Source organism: Protofrankia sp. Cr2 (assembly GCF_963555885.1).
Classification (GTDB): Bacteria; Actinomycetota; Actinomycetes; order Frankiales; family Frankiaceae; genus Protofrankia.
On the sequence record NZ_CAUVXG010000027.1, the window covers coordinates 1 to 19,512 of the forward strand.

The 19,512-nt window shown below is 68.9% G+C and carries 17 protein-coding genes; 9 read left to right on the plus strand and 8 right to left on the minus strand.

Going from position 1 to position 19,512, the window contains the following annotated elements; all coding sequences use genetic code 11:
- The 5 genes from U9978_RS13830 to U9978_RS13850 form a co-directional block, all read right to left on the minus strand.
- On the minus strand, window positions 1–206 hold a 206-nt coding region (locus U9978_RS13830; RefSeq protein WP_322750506.1), incomplete at its 3' end, for an acyl carrier protein.
- A 62-nt stretch (window positions 207–268) separates the two neighbouring features.
- Entirely contained in the window at window positions 269–1,207 is a 939-nt protein-coding gene (locus U9978_RS13835) for a beta-ketoacyl-ACP synthase III (RefSeq protein ID WP_322761523.1), read from the minus strand.
- Complete coding sequence (locus U9978_RS13840) at window positions 1,204–2,172, minus strand: ACP S-malonyltransferase (protein ID WP_322761524.1); 969 nt, start codon at window positions 2,170–2,172, stop codon at window positions 1,204–1,206. The genes U9978_RS13835 and U9978_RS13840 overlap by 4 nt, the downstream gene beginning before the upstream one ends.
- Before the next feature lie 253 nt (window positions 2,173–2,425).
- A complete protein-coding gene (locus U9978_RS13845; protein ID WP_416210960.1) occupies window positions 2,426–3,706 on the minus strand; it encodes a PucR family transcriptional regulator in 1,281 nt (426 codons plus the stop codon).
- A gap of 270 nt (window positions 3,707–3,976) precedes the next feature.
- The gene (locus U9978_RS13850; RefSeq protein ID WP_322761571.1) at window positions 3,977–4,456 is read right to left on the minus strand and encodes a lytic transglycosylase domain-containing protein; all 480 of its coding nucleotides are present in this window, start codon (window positions 4,454–4,456) and stop codon (window positions 3,977–3,979) included.
- Window positions 4,457–4,811: 355 nt separating this feature from the next.
- Between U9978_RS13850 and U9978_RS13855 the strand changes: the two genes are divergently transcribed.
- The 5 genes from U9978_RS13855 (at window position 4,812) to U9978_RS13875 (ending at window position 13,860) form a co-directional block, all read left to right on the plus strand.
- Entirely contained in the window at window positions 4,812–6,095 is a 1,284-nt protein-coding gene (locus U9978_RS13855) for a DegT/DnrJ/EryC1/StrS family aminotransferase (RefSeq protein ID WP_322761525.1), read from the plus strand.
- A 190-nt stretch (window positions 6,096–6,285) separates the two neighbouring features.
- Window positions 6,286–7,899 (plus strand): polysaccharide biosynthesis tyrosine autokinase, encoded by a 1,614-nt coding sequence (locus U9978_RS13860; protein WP_322761572.1) that lies wholly within the window; start codon window positions 6,286–6,288, stop codon window positions 7,897–7,899.
- Window positions 7,899–8,597: a hypothetical protein gene (locus tag U9978_RS13865; protein WP_322761526.1), complete on the plus strand. Its 699-nt coding sequence runs from the start codon at window positions 7,899–7,901 to the stop codon at window positions 8,595–8,597. Before U9978_RS13860 ends, U9978_RS13865 begins: the two co-directional genes overlap by 1 nt.
- Window positions 8,598–8,657: 60 nt before the next feature.
- Window positions 8,658–11,333 (plus strand): alanine--tRNA ligase, encoded by a 2,676-nt coding sequence (alaS, locus tag U9978_RS13870; RefSeq protein WP_322761527.1) that lies wholly within the window; start codon window positions 8,658–8,660, stop codon window positions 11,331–11,333.
- 229 nt (window positions 11,334–11,562) lie between these two features.
- Window positions 11,563–13,860, plus strand: coding sequence for a bifunctional SulP family inorganic anion transporter/carbonic anhydrase (locus tag U9978_RS13875; RefSeq protein WP_322761528.1), 2,298 nt, complete (start codon window positions 11,563–11,565; stop codon window positions 13,858–13,860).
- 276 nt (window positions 13,861–14,136) lie between these two features.
- Here U9978_RS13875 and U9978_RS13880 read toward each other — a convergent pair whose 3' ends face one another.
- Window positions 14,137–14,361 carry a hypothetical protein gene (locus tag U9978_RS13880; protein ID WP_322761529.1) on the minus strand — a complete coding sequence of 75 codons (225 nt, stop codon included), beginning with the start codon at window positions 14,359–14,361 and terminating at the stop codon, window positions 14,137–14,139.
- A gap of 185 nt (window positions 14,362–14,546) precedes the next feature.
- On the opposite strand from U9978_RS13880, the gene U9978_RS13885 reads away from it, so the two are divergent.
- The 4 genes from U9978_RS13885 to U9978_RS13900 all read left to right on the plus strand — a co-directional run bounded on the left by U9978_RS13885 (window position 14,547) and on the right by U9978_RS13900 (window position 17,896).
- Window positions 14,547–14,729, plus strand: coding sequence for a hypothetical protein (locus U9978_RS13885; protein WP_322761530.1), 183 nt, complete (start codon window positions 14,547–14,549; stop codon window positions 14,727–14,729).
- Between the two features lie 375 nt (window positions 14,730–15,104).
- On the plus strand, window positions 15,105–15,242 hold the full coding sequence (locus tag U9978_RS13890; RefSeq protein ID WP_322761531.1) for a transposase domain-containing protein: 138 nt from the start codon (window positions 15,105–15,107) through the stop codon (window positions 15,240–15,242).
- Between the two features lie 159 nt (window positions 15,243–15,401).
- Window positions 15,402–16,781 carry a TIR domain-containing protein gene (locus U9978_RS13895; RefSeq protein WP_322761532.1) on the plus strand — a complete coding sequence of 460 codons (1,380 nt, stop codon included), beginning with the start codon at window positions 15,402–15,404 and terminating at the stop codon, window positions 16,779–16,781.
- A gap of 125 nt (window positions 16,782–16,906) precedes the next feature.
- The gene (locus U9978_RS13900) at window positions 16,907–17,896 is read left to right on the plus strand and encodes a ketopantoate reductase family protein (protein ID WP_322761533.1); all 990 of its coding nucleotides are present in this window, start codon (window positions 16,907–16,909) and stop codon (window positions 17,894–17,896) included.
- Window positions 17,897–17,927: 31 nt separating this feature from the next.
- On the opposite strand, the gene U9978_RS13905 is transcribed toward U9978_RS13900, so the two are convergent.
- Together U9978_RS13905 and U9978_RS13910 are read right to left on the minus strand one after the other, a co-directional pair.
- Window positions 17,928–18,452 (minus strand): DnaJ domain-containing protein, encoded by a 525-nt coding sequence (locus U9978_RS13905; RefSeq protein ID WP_322761534.1) that lies wholly within the window; start codon window positions 18,450–18,452, stop codon window positions 17,928–17,930.
- A gap of 97 nt (window positions 18,453–18,549) precedes the next feature.
- A complete protein-coding gene (locus U9978_RS13910; RefSeq protein ID WP_322761535.1) occupies window positions 18,550–19,338 on the minus strand; it encodes a sulfite exporter TauE/SafE family protein in 789 nt (262 codons plus the stop codon).
- Window positions 19,339–19,512: the final 174 nt, after the last annotated feature.

Sequence of the window (19,512 nt, forward strand, 5' to 3'; positions counted from 1 at the left end):
CCAACGGTCTTGAGGCTCTTGACGTCCTCGTCGGGGATCTTCACGCCGAATTTCTCCTCGGCCGCGACCACGACCTCGACCATGGACAGTGAGTCCACGTCGAGGTCGTCGATGAAGGTCTTGTCCGCGGTGGCGTCGGCCGGGTCGACCCCGGCGACCTCCTCGAGAATCGCGGCGAGTCCTGCCAGGATCTCGGACTGCGACATGTGCGCCTCTTTCTTGGTTTAGCCCGGTACGTCAGCGTGTCGGGCGGTGCTTTCGGGGAATCCTATGGGCAGCGGACGACCTGACCGCAGTAGGTCAGGCCGGCGCCGAAGCCGAACAGGAGAACAGGATCACCCGGCTGTAGTTCCCCACCGTCGAGAATCCGACTGAACGCGAGGGGAATGCTGGCGGCCGAGGTGTTGCCGGCATCAACGACATCGCGGGCGATGACGGCGTTCGTGGCGCCGATACCGCTTACCAGCGCATCGATTATCCGGAGATTGGCCTGATGCGGGATGACAGCGGCGAGTTCGGCGGGTGTGAAACCGGCCAGTTCGCAGGCACGCCGGATTGTCGGTGTCAACGCGATGGCCCAACGGAATACCGTCTGACCTTCCATCCGAAACAGGTTGTCACCATACCCCGGAACGCGAATGGCACCCGCCTTCCCGCCGTCATGGCCCCACACGGCCGGCCCGATGTCCCGCGTCGGTGCGGGTCCGACGACCGCTGCACCCGCACCGTCGGCAAGCAGGATGCAGGTCGTGCGGTCGTCCCAGTCGGTGTAGTCCGACAGCCGTTCGGCCGCGACGACCAGGACGTGTCTGGCGCTGCCGGCCCGAACCATGTCCGACGCCATCGACAAGGCGTACGAGAATCCGGCGCAACCGGCGTTGAGGTCGAGGGCGCCCGCCCGCCCGGCGCCGAGGCGGTGGGCGATCTGTGGCCCGGAACCAGGGATCTGGGACGGATTCGTGCAGGTCGCGAGCAGCACCATGTCGAGGTCGGCGGCGTCGATGCCGGCCGCGGCCAGTGCCTTCTCCGCGGCCATGGTCCCCATGGACACGATGGTCTCGTCGGGGTCCGCGATGCGCCGGGTGGCGATACCGGTCCGCGTGCGTACCCACTCGTCCGACGTGGCCACCCGCCTGGCGAGATCGTCGTTGGTCACCACGCGTGCGGGACGGTATGTTCCCAGCCCCATCAGCCGGGACCCGGTCATCGCAGTGCTCCGACGAGTCCGGTGTCGGCCCGATCGGTGCCGGGCGGCGGGCTGTGGTACTCGGCGACCAGCTCCCGGGCGGCGGGCAGGTCGTCGGGGGTCTTCACGGCGACGACTCGTACGCCGGGGAACTCCCTTTTGGCGATTCCCGCCAACGTGCCGGCGGGCGGGAGTTCCAGGACGGCGGTCACCCCGAGATCACGAAGCTGTGCCAGACACAGGTCCCACCGGACCGGGGCTGCCACCTGGTCCACCAGCCGGGCGACCAGATCCGGTCCGGTGCGGATGACGGCGCCATCCGCGTTGGACACCTGCGGTAGCGCGGGTGTCCGCGGGCGCAGACCCGGTGCGACCACCGCGAGGCGCTCGCGGGCAGGCTCCATGAAGTGGGTGTGAAAGGCGCCGGCAACCGACAGTGACCGCAGTCGGGTCCGGGGCGGCGGGTTGTCGGCGAGGGTGGCCAGCGCCTCGACCGTGCCGGCAGCCACGATCTGGCCCGCACCGTTGCGGTTCGCGGCCGTCAGACCCAGTCGTTCAAGATGTTCGATGACGACGTCCGGCTCGCCGCCGAGGACAGCGGTCATACCGGTGGCGACACGCCCTGCGGCCTGCGCCATCGCGCGTCCGCGCAGCGCGACGAACACGAGCGCGCTTTCGGCGTCCAGCGTGCCGGCCAGGACCGAAGCCGTGATCTCACCCACGCTGTGGCCGGCGACGACGACATGTCCCGGGCTGATCGCAGGCAGCTGCTCGGCTGCGACCAGACCGGTCGCGACGATCAGTGGCTGAGCGAGCGCCGTGTCTCGGATTGTGTCCGCGGATGCGTGGCAGCCGACGTCGACAAGGTCGATTCCGACCGCCTCGGACCACCATCGCAATCGCGTGTCAACCCCGCCGATCTCGAGCCAGGGTTGCAGTTGACCTGGAGTCTGGGCACCTTGACCGGGCGCGAGGATAGCGAGCACCGGACTACCTAACCCTTCCCGGCCGGTGTCTGTCGCTGGCGGGCACTCACCGTTGTACCGGCGGCTCATTGTGGGTTCTCTACAAGACGATCCGGTCGTCGCACATGTTTGTTCCGCATCCACCTGCTGGAGCGGAATCTTGTGACACGGGCGACAATCGGCGGTAACACGTCCGGTGTGAGCGCCTGTTTTAGATCTTCTGGCCGGCGCGCCGGGCCCGCAGTCCCGGCCACCCAGGCAGTCATTGCGGCGGTCAGGTTGCGGTGAGTCGACCCAGGATGAGCGCGATGTGCAGGGTGAACCGTTCGCGGTGGTCGGTCGGATCAAGCCCGCACACGTCGGCGGCCTTACGAAGCCGGTAACGGACCGTGTTGGGATGGAGGTAGAGCGCGCGCGCCGTGGCCTCCAGCGAAGCGCCGAAGTCGAGGTAGGCGCCGGCCGTCGCCAGCAGCGGCGCTCCGGCTTCGCGCAGCGGAATGTAGACCTCATCCACCAGCGCGCGGCGTGCTCCGGTATCGCCGGCCAGGGCACGTTCGGGCAGGAGCGCCTGTGCCGTCACCGGCCGGGGAGCGGCCGGCCACGCTGCGACGACGTCGGCGGCGGCCAGCGCCGCGTGCGCCGAGGATGCCGCCGCGGCCAGATCGGCGGCGATCGGGCCGATGACAACCGGACCCGGTCCACATGCGGGCAGCAGGGCTTCGGCGGCGTCGAGCAGGGCGCGTTGGGCCTGGCCGCCGCTGCGGACCGACCGCGACGCCTGGTCGCAGGCGAAGTCGCCACCGACTATGACCACCAGGCGTTCGTGGTGGACACCGGTGAGCACCTCCAGCCCCGCTCCGCGTCCGAGCCGGTGGACCTCGTCGACGACGACCTCGGGGGAGTGGTCCGGGGCGTCCCCGATGATCACTGCGACCGCGGGCGGATTGCGCCATCCCAGCGCCGCCGCGCGCGAGGGCAGCGCCCGTTCGACCTCTCCCCGCACGACATGGTCGACGACGAGCGCCTCCAACCGCGCATCCCAGGCGCCGCGCTCCTCAGCCGCGCGGGCGTAGACGACTGCACCGGCGAAGGCGATGTCGCGGGAGTAACGCAGCACATCGGCCAGCAGCCGCTGCTCGTGGTCGGGGCCGGCAAGGGCTGGCACCTCGGCTTCGATCGCCTCGACCGCCACCCGCACGAGGTCGACCAGGCGACGGAAGGTGACCGCTCGGACGAGATCGCGGGGGGCGACCCGGAAGACGTCCCCGGACAGCTCCCGGGCGTGTTCGGGTCGCCGGCACCATTCCACGAAGGACGAGATTCCCGCCTGTACCACCAGCTGGATGTCGGCCCGGTGGCGCGCCGACATGTTCGCAAACCAGGGCAGGACATCGTGCATGCGCACCACGGCCCGGCTCGCCAGCATGCCGCTGGACCGTTCGATCCGTCGGATGACCTCTTCGGCCGCCGTGGGAGCGCCCGGTTGCTCGGGCAGGGCTCCGACGGCCACGCTCCTGGCCGAAGGAGCGTCGTTGCCCGTCGTCGGTTGCGTCACCGCTCACCACCGTCGAACATGTCTCCTCCATCAACGATCCAGGAACATCCAGCCTCCGGCGGCGCCGAACGAACATCATCGCGCCGCCTTCGGCCCTCCATCAACGATCCAGGAACATCCAGCCTCCGGCGGCGCCGAACGAACATCATCGCGCCGCCTTCGGCCCTCCATCAACGATCCAGGAACATCCAGCCTCCGGTAATCCTGCTCCAACACGATGGAACCACGACTGCGGGAATGTGGTGGGACCGCGTGATCGTGCACATCGTCCTAGAACTGGTCGTTGAAGCGGCTGGCCCAGTTGTGGACGTTCGCGACGTACGCCCGGGTCTCTCCGAAATCGGGGACTCCGCCGGCGTCCCGGACGGCCCGCGGCCCTGCGTTGTAAGCGGCGAGGATCAATGACACGCGGTCGCCGGGCAGTTTCTGCACGAGGTCGGCCAGATGCGCCTCATAGCGCGCGGCGGACGGGATGGCGTCCGCGGGATCCAGCGGATTCGCGATGCCGTCGGCGTTGCCGTCGACGCCGAACTGCTTCCAGGTTTCGGGCAGGAACTGCATGAGACCCTGAGCCCCGGCGCTGGACACCGCCAAGCGGTTGAACTTGCTTTCCACCCGTGCCTGACCCGCGAGCTGCGCAGCGGTGAGCACACCGTAGACGGCTGCGGCCTCCTGAAAGAGGGGGACCAGATCGGGCGGGACCCGAGCCGATGATCGGGACGTGGTACCGCCGCAGTCGGCCAGCACCATGGCCACGACGACCGTGACCATGAACAGGGTGAGCGTGGTGGTACCGCGTAACTCCGTCCGCCAGGTCGTGCCGCGCACCCGGGTCCACGATTTCCACTGAGCGTTCACCTGCCCATTCTCCTGCGTCGGATGATCATATGTGTGGATCTGTTCAAACTTCCGGCCTCCCGCGTGCCGACACCGTTGTCCAGTGCGGAGGTGAAGCGATGACGGTCTCATGCATCGCCGCCGGCTGCCCGATGACTCGCGGGACGGATGATTCCAACTGGACACCTTTCGATGCCCCTGTGGACGCATGCGCTGTGATATTACTAAGGGAGATATACTAGAAACTAGGAGTGACGTTATTGGCATTTTGGCGAGGTCCCGGCTAGCCCTCGACGGTGGACGACCAGTTCGTGACCGGCCGTATCCGCCATGGCCCGTCTTCCGTCCCGATGAGATCGCCGCGGCCACGGCTGTCATGCGCCGGGGTGACGTCAGCTACTGGACGGGCCGCGAAGGACGGCGCTTCGAGCGTGAGTTCGCCGACGCAGTGGGCGCTTGTCACGGGGTGGCCGTGGCCAACGGCACCATCGCGCTGGAGATCGCTCTGCGGGTCGTCGGGATCGGGCCGGGTGATGAGGTGGTGGTGCCGGCGCGATCGGCCATCGCGTCGGTCAGCTGCGTTGCCGCTCTCGGTGCCCGTCCGGTCTTCGCCGATGTGGACCGTGAATCACAGACGATCACCGTTGACGGCGTCCGCCGGGTCCTCACCGAGCGGACCCGCGCTGTTGTCGCCGTTCACCTTGCCGGTTGGCCGGTGGACGTGGATGCGCTGCGGGACGTGGCGGCAACCCGAGGTTTTGTGGTCATCGAGGACTGCGCTCAGGCACATGGTGCCACGCTGCGTGGTCGACCGGTCGGAACGCTGGGCGACATCAGCGTGTGGTCATTCGGGCATGACAGTATTTTGAGTACCGCCGGTGAAGGCGGCATGGTCACGACCGACAATGCGGCGTACTACCGAGCCGCCTGGTCCTACAAGGACCACGGCAGACGGTTCACGGTCATGACCGCCGGCCCGGAGCCGGCCCCGGACGGCCTGCAGGAATACGACCTCAGCGGTGACGAGCCCGATGATCGCGGTTGGGGACGGGGCGGCGGTCCCGGTCTCGTCCACGACAGCTTCGGAACCAATGCCCGCATCCACGAACTGGCCGCAGCGGTAGGCCGGACCGGACTTGCGCACCTGCCGGAGGCGGTCGAGCGGCGCCGGGACAACGCCATGCTGCTCACCCTTCGGCTACGCGACGTCACGGCGTTGCGGCTACCCGCACCGCCCCCGCACATCGGCCATGCCTACTACCGCTGGTACGCGTTCGTCCGGGCTGACCTGCTTCGCGAGGGCTGGAGCCGGAACCGGGTCGTGGCGGCCGTGCGGGCGGAGGGCATCCCCTGCTTCACCGGTTGCCGCGGGGAGGTCTACCAGGAGGCGGCCGTGCCCGTGCAGTGGCGTCCCGCGGCCCCCCTGCCAGTGGCCCGGGAGCTGGGCCGCACGGCGATCGCCCTCCTCGTGCATCCGACCCTCGACCCGTCCGACATCTCCGACGCATCCGACGCGGTCATCAAGGTCATGTCGGTGGCGGCTCCGGCCTAGGAGGCCGGGACAGTCGGGTGGCGCCCGGCACCATCGGAGCCCTCAGCAGGCAACAACCTTCCGTTTCTGCCTGACTCGACGGCGTAACAACTACTGATGGTAAGTACGTGGATGCGAAACGAGTATGTTGGTCGCGCAGCGTGGTGCTGTGATTACTGAGATGCTTTGCCCGGAGAGGACAGGTCTGTTGGTGGAACTTCGGGACTACGTCAGAGCGCTCCGCCGGAGTTGGCCGCTTCTGATCGTCTGCGTCACGCTCGGTGCGCTGGTCGCCGCGGCCGTCACCTGGCGGGAGGCCAAGGTCTACGCCGCCACGGAGACCCTGGTGGTGTCGTCGAACGGCGGCGACAGTGCGGCATCGGCCTACCAGGGCGGCTTGCTGTCCCAGCAACGGGTGAAGTCCTATGTCGATCTCGTGGCCAGCGACCGCATCGCCGCCGGGGTGGTGGCAAAGCTCGGACTCGACCTCTCGCCGCAGGTCCTGCGGGCTCATATCAAGGCCACCGCCGTTCCGGACACGGTGTTGTTGCGGACTGTCGTGACCGACGGCGATCCCCGGCGTGCCCAGATGATCGCGACGGCGGTCGGTCAGGTGTTCTCCGATGCCGTCGCGGAGATCGAGACGCCGGCTCCGGACCGAATCCCGTCGGTGCGGGTGAGCGTGTGGGAGACCGCGAAGCTGCCGAGCACACCCGTGGCGCCCAGGCCCGCCCGTGCCGTTTCGCTGGGCGCTGTGCTGGGCCTGCTCGTGAGCGCCGGTGCGGCCGTGGCCCGTCAGCGGCTTGACACAAGTGTCCGGACCGACACCGACGTCACCACGGCGACTGGACTGGTAACCCTCGGTGCGGTCCCGTTCGACTCCGCAGGTGCCCGCTATCCCCTGATGGGGGCACTGGACGCACAGTCGGCGCGATCGGAGGCATTTCGCCACCTTCGGACGAACCTGCGGTTCGTCGACGTGGACACACCGCCTCGAATGATCATGGTCTCCAGCTCGATGTCCGCGGAGGGCAAGACGGCGACTACATGTAACCTGGCCATCGCCCTCGCCCAGGCTGGGGCCAGGGTGGTGCTGGTCGAGGCGGACCTGCGCAGACCCTCGTTCGGGGAGTACCTCGGGATCGAGACCGCAGCCGGTCTCACGTCCGTGCTGATCGGTGCCGCTGACCTTGATGAGGTGCTGCTGCCGTGGGGTGACGACGGCGGCCGGCTGGAGGTCCTGCCCAGCGGGCCGTTGCCACCCAACCCCAGCGAGCTGTTGGGGTCCCGCGGCATGGGCGAGGTGCTGCGCGAGTTGTCCGGACGCTTCGACGTCGTGCTCATCGACACTCCGCCGCTGCTTCCGGTCACCGATGCGGCCGTGCTCGCCGCGCAGGTCGACGGCACTCTGCTGGTCGTCCGAAGCGGGAAGACCCGGCGTGAGCAGCTGGCCAGGGCCGCCGATGTCCTACGGACGGTGGATGCACGGGTGCTGGGGGTCGTGCTCAACATGATTCCCGCCAGGGAAATGGAGGGCATGTACTACGGCTATCCCTCCTACAACGGGTACTTCCAGATCAGGACGGGGTTGGCTCGGCGACAGGGCCGCGACGGCACTGCCGGCCAGGGCCTGCTCGACCCGGAGACACCCGCGGCAGGCGACGGCGAGGGCATCGCGATCGCCACCCAGCGCGAGCCGATCGACGAGCCCGACCGGGGCGTCGATCGGCTCGTCGAGGACTCGGAGGATGATCCCGCCGACCTGACGACCCCGTTGGCGCTCGACGCGAAGACGGCCGGGACCCACCGGCGCAAGCGCTACTGATGAAACCCGGGCCGAGCACCGGGACGAGCCGCCGGCGGTCGTCCCGCTGGGGTCGGTGCTCCCCGGGGCGTCGGGCACTGGTCGTCGCGGCCGCGGTGGTGGCGCTGCTGACCGTCGCGGCTACCGCCTGGACAGTGGTCCGCGGCCGGCTGGCGCAAGCACACCTGCGGGTCGCCCAGACCGAGCTCGGCCAGCTCGAACGCGGGCTTTCCGCCGGCCGCGGACCTTCCGCCGACCAACTCCGTCAGACGGCTGACGCGATCGCCCGCGAGACGACGGCGGCCAGACGTCTGACCGGGGGTCCGGTTTTCGCGGTGGCTGGGCGGGTGCCTCTGGTCGGCTGTTCGGTCCGAACGACACGTTCGTTAGCGGTCGCGGTCGACGATCTCGCCGTGGTCGGTCTGCCGGCCGTTGCCACGGTCGGCGCCGCTCTCCTGCCGGCTGTCCCGGCCGGCGCCGGGAAAGCCGGCACCGGGAGCGGACTGTCGGCGCGACTGGCCGGGGTCCGTGGCTCGATTGACACCGCGCGGACCGCGCTCGAGCGGTTCCGCCAGCGGGCCGCCCGCACGCCCACCTGCGGTGCGATCGGACGACTGGTCGGCATTGAGGATGCGGTAGCCGAGGCTTCGCGGCTGAGCGTGGTTCTCGCCCGGACCGCGCAGATGTTGAATCTCGCCGATGGACTGGTGCGCCGATGACGGGTGCCGGCTGGCTACGATGGACCGGGATCGTCGGTCGATCGGTGAGAAAGGCTTGTGATGAGGTCCGCTGAGATTGCGAGCCGTTGGCTCCGCTACTTCGCCGAGCGCGGGCACACGGTCGTGCCGTCGGCGTCCCTCATCGCGGACGACCCCACACTGTTGCTCGTGAACGCGGGAATGGTTCCCTTCAAGCCGTACTTCCTCGGCGAGGTCCGCCCGCCCTACACCCGCGCGGCCAGCATCCAGAAATGCGTGCGGACCACCGACATCGAAGAGGTCGGCCGGACCACCCGGCACGGTTCCTTCTTCCAGATGTGCGGGAATTTCTCCTTCGGCGACTACTTCAAGCAGACCGTTGTCCCGCTGGCCTGGGAACTGCTCACCACGCCGGTGGCCGCGGGCGGCTACGGGCTGGACGACAGCCGGTTGTGGGTGACCGTCTACCTCGACGACGACGAGACCGCCGAGATCTGGCGGTCGACGGTGGGGGTGCCCGCCGAGCGCATCCAACGCCTCGGTATGGAGGACAACTTCTGGTCGATGGGCGTGCCGGGTCCGTGTGGACCGTGTTCAGAGATCAACTATGATCGCGGGCCGGCGTTCGGGATCGACGGGGGCCCCGCCGTGAACGGCGAGCGTTACCTGGAGCTCTGGAACCTGGTTTTCATGCAGTACATCCGCGGTGAGGGGTCCTCCAAGAAGGACTACCCGATCCTCGGCGATCTTCCATCGAAGAACATCGACACCGGCCTCGGCCTGGAGCGTCTCGCCGCGGTGCTCCAGGGCGTCGACAACCTCTACGAGATCGACACCTCCCGGCTGATCCTCGACCGGGCCGCGGAGCTCACCGGTGCCCGCTACGGCGCCGAGCCGTCCTCGGATGTGTCATTGCGGGTAGTAGCCGATCATGTGCGCACCTCGGTGATGCTCATCGGCGACGGCGTGCTGCCCGGCAACGAGGGGCGCAGCTACGTGCTGCGCCGGATGATGCGTCGCGCGATCCGCAACATGCGCCTGCTCGGCGCACCGGACGCGACCATGCCTGAGATGGTCGCGGCCACGATCGAGGCGATGGGCCCGCAGTATCCCGAGCTCGTCACCGACCGGGTGCGCATCGACTCGGTGGCCACCGCCGAGGAGGCGTCGTTCCTGGCGACCCTGCGCACCGGGACGTCCATCTTCGATCTGGCGGCGAACGAGACGAAGAAGACCGGCAGCGGCGTCCTCGCGGGTGAGCGGGCGTTCCAGCTGCACGACACCTTCGGATTCCCGATTGATCTCACCTTGGAGATGGCGGCCGAGCAGGGCCTGACCGTCGACGAGGAGGGCTTTCGCCGGCTCATGGGCGAGCAGCGTGAGCGTGCCAAGGCCGACGCCCGCGCGAAGAAGACCGGCCATGTGGACACCTCGGCGTACCGGGACGTGCTGGACGCGGCCGGTCCGTCGGTGTTCACCGGCTATGACAACGCAGCCCAGGACGCCATCGTCCGCGGGCTGCTGGTGGCCGGGTCACCCGCCCGCGAGGCTGGCGAGGGAAGCGATGTCGAGGTCGTGCTCGACCGCACGCCGTTCTATGCCGAGGGCGGTGGCCAGCTGGCTGACAGCGGCACGGTCCGCCTCGACGACGGTACCGAGATCGAGATCTTCGATGTGCAGAAGCCGCTGCCAGGGTTGATCGTCCATCGTGGTCGGGTGCGTTCGGGCGGGGTCGTGCTCGGGATGCACGCGCGGGCCGAGATCGACCCCGCTCGGCGGGGGGCGATCTCGCGGTCCCACAGCGCCACCCACCTGACCCATCAGGCCCTGCGGGACGCTCTGGGCCCGAGCGCCGCCCAGGCCGGCTCGGAGAACTCGCCCGGCCGGTTCCGCTTCGACTTCTCCTGCGCCGGTGCGGTGCCGGTGTCGGTGCTGGCCGACGTGGAGGAGACGATCAACCAGGTGTTGATCGAGGATCTCGACGTGCACGCCGAGGTGATGAACGCCGACGAGGCACGCCGGACCGGCGCCATCGCGATGTTCGGTGAGAAGTACGGCGACCGGGTGCGGGTCGTCTCGATCGGCGAGTACTCCCGTGAGCTCTGTGGCGGCACGCATGTGCGTCGCTCCGGGCAGCTCGGCCTGGTCAAGCTGTTGGGCGAGTCGTCGGTCGGGGCGGGAGTCCGGCGGGTTGAGGCCCTGGTCGGCCTGGACGCCTACCGCTACCTGGCCCGTGAGGCCGTGCTCGTCTCGCAGATCACCGACGTGCTCAAGGCGCCCCGGGCCGAGGTGCCCGAGCGCCTGGCCGGGGTGCTCGGGCGGTTGCGCGACGCAGAGAAGGAGCTGGAGAAGCTGCGGGCCGCACAGGTGCTGGCCGCGGCGGGCGACCTCGCGGGCGCGGCCGAGGACGTCGGCGGGGTCGCGCTCGTCGCCCACCATGCGCCGGACGGCACATCCGCGGATGATCTTCGTAGGCTCGTCCTCGACATCCGCGGCAGGCTCGCCGCCGACCGCCCGGTGGTCGTCGCGGCGGCGGCCGCGGTGGACCGACGTCCGGTCATCGTGGTGGGTACGAACGCCCCCGCGCGTGACCGTGGGGTCAAGGCAGGGGAGCTCGTCCGCGGCGCCGCGAAGGTCCTCGGCGGCGGCGGTGGGGGCAAGGACGACCTCGCCCAGGGCGGTGGCACCGATGCGACGGCGATCGCGGACGCGCTCGCGGCGGTCCGGCGGACGGTCGCACAGCGGGCGAGCGCCTGAGCCGCAGCGGAATTCTCCTTCTTGAGGAAAGATCACATCCGGAAACCCCGGCCGGTCCGTCTTCGTTGTCCCGTGCGGTTCACCTATCGCCGTGGCGGTCGGATGCGGGCGGGGGCGCCCACGGGACGGCCCTTGTGACAGGCGTGGTCGTCGGCTAGCGCGACCCATCCGAGGGTGATCTCCATCGCGACATCCCGTCCGGTGCCGATCCGATCCCGAGGAGATTGACATGGCCCTGCGGGCGCACCTGCGGGCAGATGTGCAGGCGTCGCTGGTGGTGTTCCTGGTCGCGATGCCGCTGTCATTGGGTATCGCGGTCGCCACCGGCGCGCCGGTCGCCGCCGGTCTCATCGCCGCTGTGATCGGCGGGATCGTCGCGGGGGCGCTCGGCGGTGTCTGCCTGCAGGTCAGCGGGCCCGCGGCCGGACTCACCGTGGTCATCGCGGGGCTCATCACCACCTACGGGTGGCGGGTCACGTGTGCGGTGACCACCGCCGCCGGCGTGCTCCAGATCATCTTCGGCGCCAGCCGGGTCGCCCGCGCAGCCCTCGCCGTGTCGCCCGCGATCGTGCACGGCATGCTCGGCGGGATCGGGCTCACCATCGCCGTCGGCCAGCTGCACGTCATCCTCGGCGGTGAGCCCGACGCCCACGCCATCGACAACATTGTGGCCCTGCCCGGCCGGATCGCCGAGCGCCACAGCGGCGCGACCCTGATCGGGGCCGTGACGATCGCCGTCATCCTGCTGTGGCCTCGGTTGGTCCGCCGGCTACCCAGCGGGGTGCGCGCGATCCCCGCGCCGCTCGCCGCGGTCGTCGCCGGGACGACCCTCGCCGCCGCCGTTCACCTGGACCTGCCCCGGGTCGACCTGCCCGGGTCGATCCTCGGCGCGGTGTCTCTGCCGGTCTTCCCGGATCGGGACTGGTCCGGGATCATCCTGGGCGTTCTCACCATTGCGATCGTGGCGAGCATGGAGTCACTGCTGTCCGCGGTAGCGGTGGAGAAACTGGCCGTCTCCCGTGGTCGGGCGCCGGGCCGGATCAACCTCGACCGTGAACTCCTCGCGCAGGGGGCGGCCAATGTCCTGTCGGGTCTCGCCGGCGGGCTGCCCGTGACCGGTGTGATCGTGCGCGGTTCCACCAACGTCGCGGCCGGGGCGAAGACGCGGGCGTCCGCCGTCCTGCACGGCGTGTGGGTGGCGCTGTTCGCGCTGTTCCTCGGCGGCGCGGTCGAGTGGATTCCGCTGTCCGCGCTGGCCGGCCTGCTGGTCGTCGTCGGGGTCCGGCTGGTCGACGTCGCCCATCTTCGGCACGTGCGGCGCCACGGCGAGCTGCCCGTCTACGTCGCCACGCTCGCCGGTGTCGTCACACTCGATCTGCTCCAGGGCGTCGCACTCGGGATGCTCACCGCCATCGGGCTGGTTCTGCGCCGGGTGCTGTGGTCGAACATCCGTCTCGTCGCATCCGGGGAGGCATGGCGGGTGGATGTGGAGGGCACCGTGAGCTTCCTGTCCCTGCCGCGCCTGGCCCGGGTTCTCGGCCGGGTGCCGGCCGGGTCCTGCGTGTCGATCGAGCTGGTGGTCGACTATCTCGATCATGCGGCGTTCGACCACCTGCACGCGTGGTGCGCCGCGTACGAGCGGGCGGGCGGGCAGGTGACCGTCGACGAGATCGGCCACACCTGGTTCCGATCGTCACGGGAAGATCAGGCCAAGCGGCGCCGGACCGTCGTTCCGCACCTGCCCCGCTGGTTCGCCCCCTGGTCGCAGTGGCAGGAGCTGGCGGCATCCCACGGCGACGCGCACCGCGCGGATGCCGCCGGCACGATGCTGGTGGGGGTCGCGGAGTTCCACCGCCGGACCGCTCCGCTGCTGCGCGGCACCCTCGGGGAACTCGCGGACGGCCAGCGTCCCAGCGCACTGTTCCTCACCTGCGTCGATTCCCGGGTCGTTCCGAACATCATCACCAGTAGTGGACCCGGCGACCTGTTCACCGTCCGCAATGTCGGCAACATCGTCCCGATCGTCGGCGGGCGCAACGCCGACCTGTCGGTGACCGCCGCGTTGGACTACGCCGTCGACGTCCTGCGGGTGCCCTCGATCGTGGTGTGCGGGCATTCGGGATGCGGCGCCATGCAGGCACTGCTCTCCGGCGACCTCGACCGGGATCCCGACTCCGCGCTGGCGGGCTGGCTGACCCATGCGCGCGCGGCGTTGGCCCGGATGCCCCTTCCCGGTACGGAGATGTTGTCGCCCCTGGAACAACTGGGCCGGGCCAACGTCGTCCTTCAGCTGGAGCACCTGAGCGGCCACCCGGCCGTGCGGCGCGCGTTGGAACGGGGTCCGCTTGAGCTCGTGGGCCTTTACTTCGACATTCCCGCCGCGCACACCTGGGTCCTTGATACCGCATCGGGCCGCTTTGTCGACCCTGCCGATGCCCTGACCGCGGTTCCGCCGCAACGCCGCCGTCCGCCCCGCCGATGGGACACACCGCCGGGCGTCACGCCCACCACCGAAACCGCGGCCTGAAACGTCGACCGGTCGGCTTTACCGCAGCTTGCCGACTGGCCTGCCTGTGCGGAGGAAGGAGGTACGCCCCGATGAGCTGGTCAGTGCGTTCCGCGGAACACAGAAACGTCCCCACACCGATCACCGTCGCGTCGAACCCTGTCGCGTGAGCGGGACGGCCATGAGGTACCTCGGCGATGCTGGCGCCGATCGGCGGCCCTGCTCACATCGGCCGGGGTGACGGATGCCAACGCTTGCGATTGGCGTTGGCCACCACGGGGCCGGTGTCGATGACGATCACGTTGAGTGGTGCTCCTCGCCGCCCCAGGCGCCGCGGACGATGTCCTTGGACCGTGCTCCGAGGTCAGGGTCGCCGTCGAAGATGCCGGTCGTGCGGAACTGGCGGCGGGGGCGTTCGCTATGTTCCAGTTCAGCCCATCGGCGCAGCAGTTCGACGGCGTGGGGGAGCCGGTCCTCCGGCACCGCGTCGAGCAGGCGGTGCGCTTCCTCACGAACAGTCATGATCTCAGTTTAAGTGGGCGGCGCCGGAAGTTCGTCCAACGAGGGATGCCCGCACGCCGCTTCGCGCCGCACGGTATCCCGGCTCCGTCGGCCCAAGTAGAAGACCGCTACCTGGACCTCCTCGTACCTCGCGACGCATCCACCCCAACCCCACTCCTTGATCCGTATTCCTTTTGGTGCGACGAGTGGAGGGAAGACGTCAGGAGGCGCCGGTTTTCGGGCGGAAAATGTACGTCAACCATCCACTCGTGCTGGACCGGCTACCCACCAAGGCGTCGCTGCCACAGCGGCTACCCATCCCCGCGGCCACCCGCCGGCCCCCACATCCGCTACCGCGGCGGCCGCCCTCGCCGGATTCCGTCGGGTGAACCGTCAGGGAGAGACTCATCGATCAACAAATTGAGTACGAAAACGGCTGCAATAGCGACCGTTTGTTCACTCAGTTTCATGATCTGAAGGTGGCATGCCGCGCCGATCATGTGATCTTTGTTCCGAACTCGGCGGGCATCGCCATGACCTGGACGGAGACGACCTCACTCCAGTGTTGCCCATCCCCGGAGTGAGGCCGACCGCCCAGCGGGGTCACGCAACCGTCACCCCGCCCAACACCACCCCGTCGGAAAGATCAAAAAAGACACAACGGAGGCACTGGCGGAGAAGCAAGCAGGTTAAACGCAATGCCGTTGATTTAGGGCCGATTTATGCTGAACTGGTAGTTCTACGGATACTAGGGGTGATGTCCGATGGCTGCTCGCCTGATTGATCGGTTCGCGCTTGGGGATCTGACTGCGGTGTTTCCGCCGGAGCTGGTGGACGTGGTGCTGGCCAAGACCCGGGAGCGTGAGGTACGGGTCCGGCTGCTGCGGCGATGGCGTGGATGACGGAGGTTCGCAAGGAAGCGGTGAGTGCGTGAGTGCGATGAACCCTGGGCGACCGGGGTCGGTGCTCTCGGTCATAACATGCGAATATGACGCGGCCGCATGTATCCGGCGGCATGTACGGGGAGCCTTACGTACGGGGGAGTCTTGGGCGAGCAGCGGTTGACCGATCGGGAGATCCGGGCGCTTGCGGGTGCGTTCGCGACGTCGCTGAGCGCCGTCCAGTTGCTTGAGCGCGCCGGAGTGGACCGACGTGAGCAGCCGTCCTGGGCGCCGGCGCAGACCCCGCTGGCGTTCTGGGCGGAGGTGAACAACTTTCTTGACAGCGGAGGGTTGCCGGATGGTCGGCAGCGGATCCTCGCCGCCGCCGCGAAGCACTATCCGGCGAATCGGGTGTTCGCGCAGGCGCGGGCCTCCGCGGACACGGCGGGCTGGTTCACCGCACCCGACGATCTTCCGATGCCCTACACCGTGCTCGCCCTGGACGCCGTGCGGTTCAGCCAGCGCGGCACCCTCGTCCAGCTTGCCTGGCGCCGGGGTCTGCGCGAGGTCGTCGAGCAGGCCCTTGAGCGAACCGGCATCCCCGCCGACGCCGTCCGGCTGCAGGACCGGGGCGACGGCTTTCTCGGCGTGGTCGCCGCCGGAATCCCCAAGGCGAGGATCGCCGCGGACTTCGTCCGCGAGCTGCGAATTGCGCTGCGGGCCTACAACCGCACGCGTAACGACACCGGTCGGGTCCGGTTGCGGGTGGCGTTGCACCACGGCGATGTGATCGTCGATGACACCGGGTTCGCCGGTCAGCCGACCGTGGTCGCGGCCCGGCTGGTGGACGCCCCACCCGTGCGTCAGGTGCTCCAGGACATACCGTCCGAGGATCTCGCGCTCATCGTCTCCGACGAGCTGTATGCCGCCACCGTTGCCGAGCGGCTTCGTGGGCTCGACCCAGGGGAGTTCCGCAGGGTCGATGTCGAGGTTCCGAAGTTCTCCGGTACGGCCTGGGTGCAGGTGCAGGTGCAGGTGCCGGCCGCGGCTCTGAGTGCCGAGACCGAACGAGCCGGCGCGGTCACCGACGACACGCCGTCCGACGCGCCCGGCTGGGACTTCCTCATCTCCGCCGCCGAGCCGGACGAGAGCTGGGCTACCTGGATCGCCTGGGAGCTGGAAGCACAGAAGTACCGGGTGCACATCGAAACCTGGGACGTACTGCCCGGTAGTCATGTTGTGGGGCGGCTCAACGACGCGATCGTGCATTCCAAGCGGACACTGGTGGTGCTGTCGGAGAAATATCTGCAGGCCGCACAGGTGCAGGCTGAATGGCAGGCCGCCTGGCAGGCTGATCCCAACGGGATGCGACGGAAACTGATTCCGGTTCGGGTGGCGGAATGCGAGCCGGACGGGCTGCTGCGCGGTATCGTTCATATTGACCTTGTCGGCCTGCCGCAGGAGGCCGCGGCAACCACACTCGTCGAGCAGCTAAAAAGATCGGTCGACGGTCGTTACCGGCCGTCCGACCCGCCCCGCTTCCCCGGCCCGAAAGGGTGAGCCGGAAAAGGTAACAGGTCTTCGGGCCGGTCGCGGGAAGGCCGTGGCCGGGTGGGTCTTTGTGCTGCTCGTCGATGGGCCTGCGACTCTGCCGAACGTCCCACCGGCTTCGGATACTGGATGCCATGCGTGTTCTGGTGTTCGGTGGTGGAGTGATCGGTACCCTACACGCCTGGGCGCTGTCAAGGGCCGGGCACGAGGTCAGCGTGCTGGTCCGCCCGCAGCAGGTGGACCGATGGGTCGACGGGATCGACCTGAACATCCTCGACGTCCGGGGCAGGCGCAGGCGGGAGGTCACCGAGCGGTTCCGTCCCCGTATCGTCACCGACTTGCGGCCGACTGACGGTGTCGAGCTGGTGGTGCTTGCCGTCCGGCACAGTCAGACACCTGACGTCCTGCCCACGCTCGCGCGGAACCTGGGCTCGGCCACCGTGCTGTTCCTGAACCACAACTGGCGCGGCCTGGACTTCATCGACGCCTGCCTGAGTAAGGATCAGTATGTGCTGGGCGCTCCCCGGGCCGGCGGCAGCATCATCGACAACGTGTTGAACGGTGCCTTCGAGGGCGGGATCGTGCTCGGGGCGAGCACGGGTAATACGGCGATCGGTGGAACGATCACGGACCTCGCCGAGCAGAATCTGGGCCGCCTTGCCGCACTCTTCGCCGAGGCCGGCTTCCGCCCGGAGATTCATCCCAACATGGAGCACTGGCTGTGGGTGTATTTTGCCAGCACCACGGCCTGGATATGCGGCGGCGCCCGTGCTCGGGGTTTCGAGCGGTTCACGCGCAGCAACCGTGCCGTTTACGACGCATTGCACGCCGGTCGGGAGGCCATGCAGATATGCGCCGCACGCGGGGCGGAGGTACGTTTTGCGCAGGATGCCCGCCCGTTCGTGCTTCCGCCGTCGACGGTGGCGCCCGCGGTCCGGCTCATGCTCCGCGGCGAACTGCCCCAGCGAATTTCGGTCAATCACGGGCGGTATGCGCCCGCGGAACTGTACGAGATCTATGACGATGTCATCCGGACGGGTGAACGACTCGACATCCCCATGCCCTGCCTGCTGTCCTACCGCAACGACGTGGAACGGATGGTGGAACTGGCCCCCAGCCTGTGAGCATGTTCGCAACAGCATTCACCACAGATTCTCAGTCCCGGGAGCGGTTGGCGATGACGGCCGCGACCGGTGGAATGATTGCAGCAATGACCATCATGGCCAGGGCGGCGGGGACTGAGAGGAAACGGACCACGCTGCCGGCGAATACGAACAATGCCAGGCAGCAGGCCATCATCGCCAGGTAACGGCGACGGGTCCGCCGCTGCGTTTCGCCGGCTGCGGGTTGCGGTGTCGCGGCGCCGGTGGTCCGGCCTGGTGGGCCCGTCTGGCGCGGAACCGTCGGCCAGATCGGTCCGGTAGGTGCGGCGGGTCTGGTAGGTGCGGCGGGGCCGGTAGGCCCGCCGACTGATCGGGAGCGCAGCCGACGGTCATAGGCGCGCCGCCGCTCGGGATCGCTCAGCACCTGATATGCGGTGTTGACCAGACGGAACGCGCTCTCGGAGCCGCCGGTGTCGGGATGGGTGCGCCGGGCGGCCTGCCGGTAGGCGGTGACGATCTGGGCGGGCGAGGCGCTCGGCTGCACACCCAGGACGTCATAGAGCGATGGTCGGACCACAAATCACCTCCTACCCACCGCCCTGAAGGGCCAAAGGCGATGCGATCGTGGTTCTGTCGCATTGCCGGAGGCCGAAGTCCTCGGATCGTTGGCGCGCTCACCTGGCGACGATGAGGACGACTGAGACGATCAGTCCGAGGGTCACGACCGTGCCCCGTAGCGCGGACGCGGGCAGCAGCCGGGCGAGGCGCGCGCCGAGGACACCGCCTGCGCAGGAGGTGACCAGTAGGATCGCCGCGAAGGTCCAGGAAACCTGGGCGCTGACCACGAACACGGTGACACCGATCGCGTTGACCCCGAACGAGAGCAACGTCTTCGCGGCATTGGTGCGCTGGATGTCGTCGGGGAGCAGGATTCCCAGCACACCGAGCAGCAGCACCCCCAGGCCGGCGCCGAAATAGGAGCCGTACGCCCCCGCCAGGAACACCCCCGCGCGGGTCGGCCAGGTGACACCGCTGTTGGTGCCACGGTTGGTGGTGGACGCCGCGGACGCGGCCGCACGCCGGGCGCCGACCAGCCGGGCCAGCCACGGCTGGGCGCCGAGCAGCCCGCAGGCCGCCACGACCAGGTAGCCGACCACCGCCCGGAACGCGTCCGCGGGTGTGACCAGCAGCACCACCGCCCCGGTCAGCCCGCCCAGTAGCGCCGGGATGGCCAGTGCGCGCAGTCGGGTGGCCTGGCCTGCGAGTTCCCGCCGGTAGCCGAGCGCGCCGCCGGCGTAGCCGGTCACCAGCCCGACCGAGGACGTGATGTTCGCGGTGAGTGCCGGCATCCCGGTGGCGAGCAGCGCGGGGAAGGCGATCAGGGTGCCGCCGCCGGCAACCGCGTTCACCGTCCCGGCCAGCAGACCGGCGGCTGCCACGAGTCCGCCGTCGGCTGGTACCACGTCGCCCTCCGCGTTCGGTAGAAGTCAGGTACAGGTCCGCAGGTCCGCAGGTCCGCAGGTAGAGGTCATTACACCCGCTTGCGGGGAAAGACGCCGGACCGATCGGAATCCGTCCGGCGCACAATATTCATATAAAAAGACTACTCATTCAGTTGGATATCCGGCTTGCCGGCG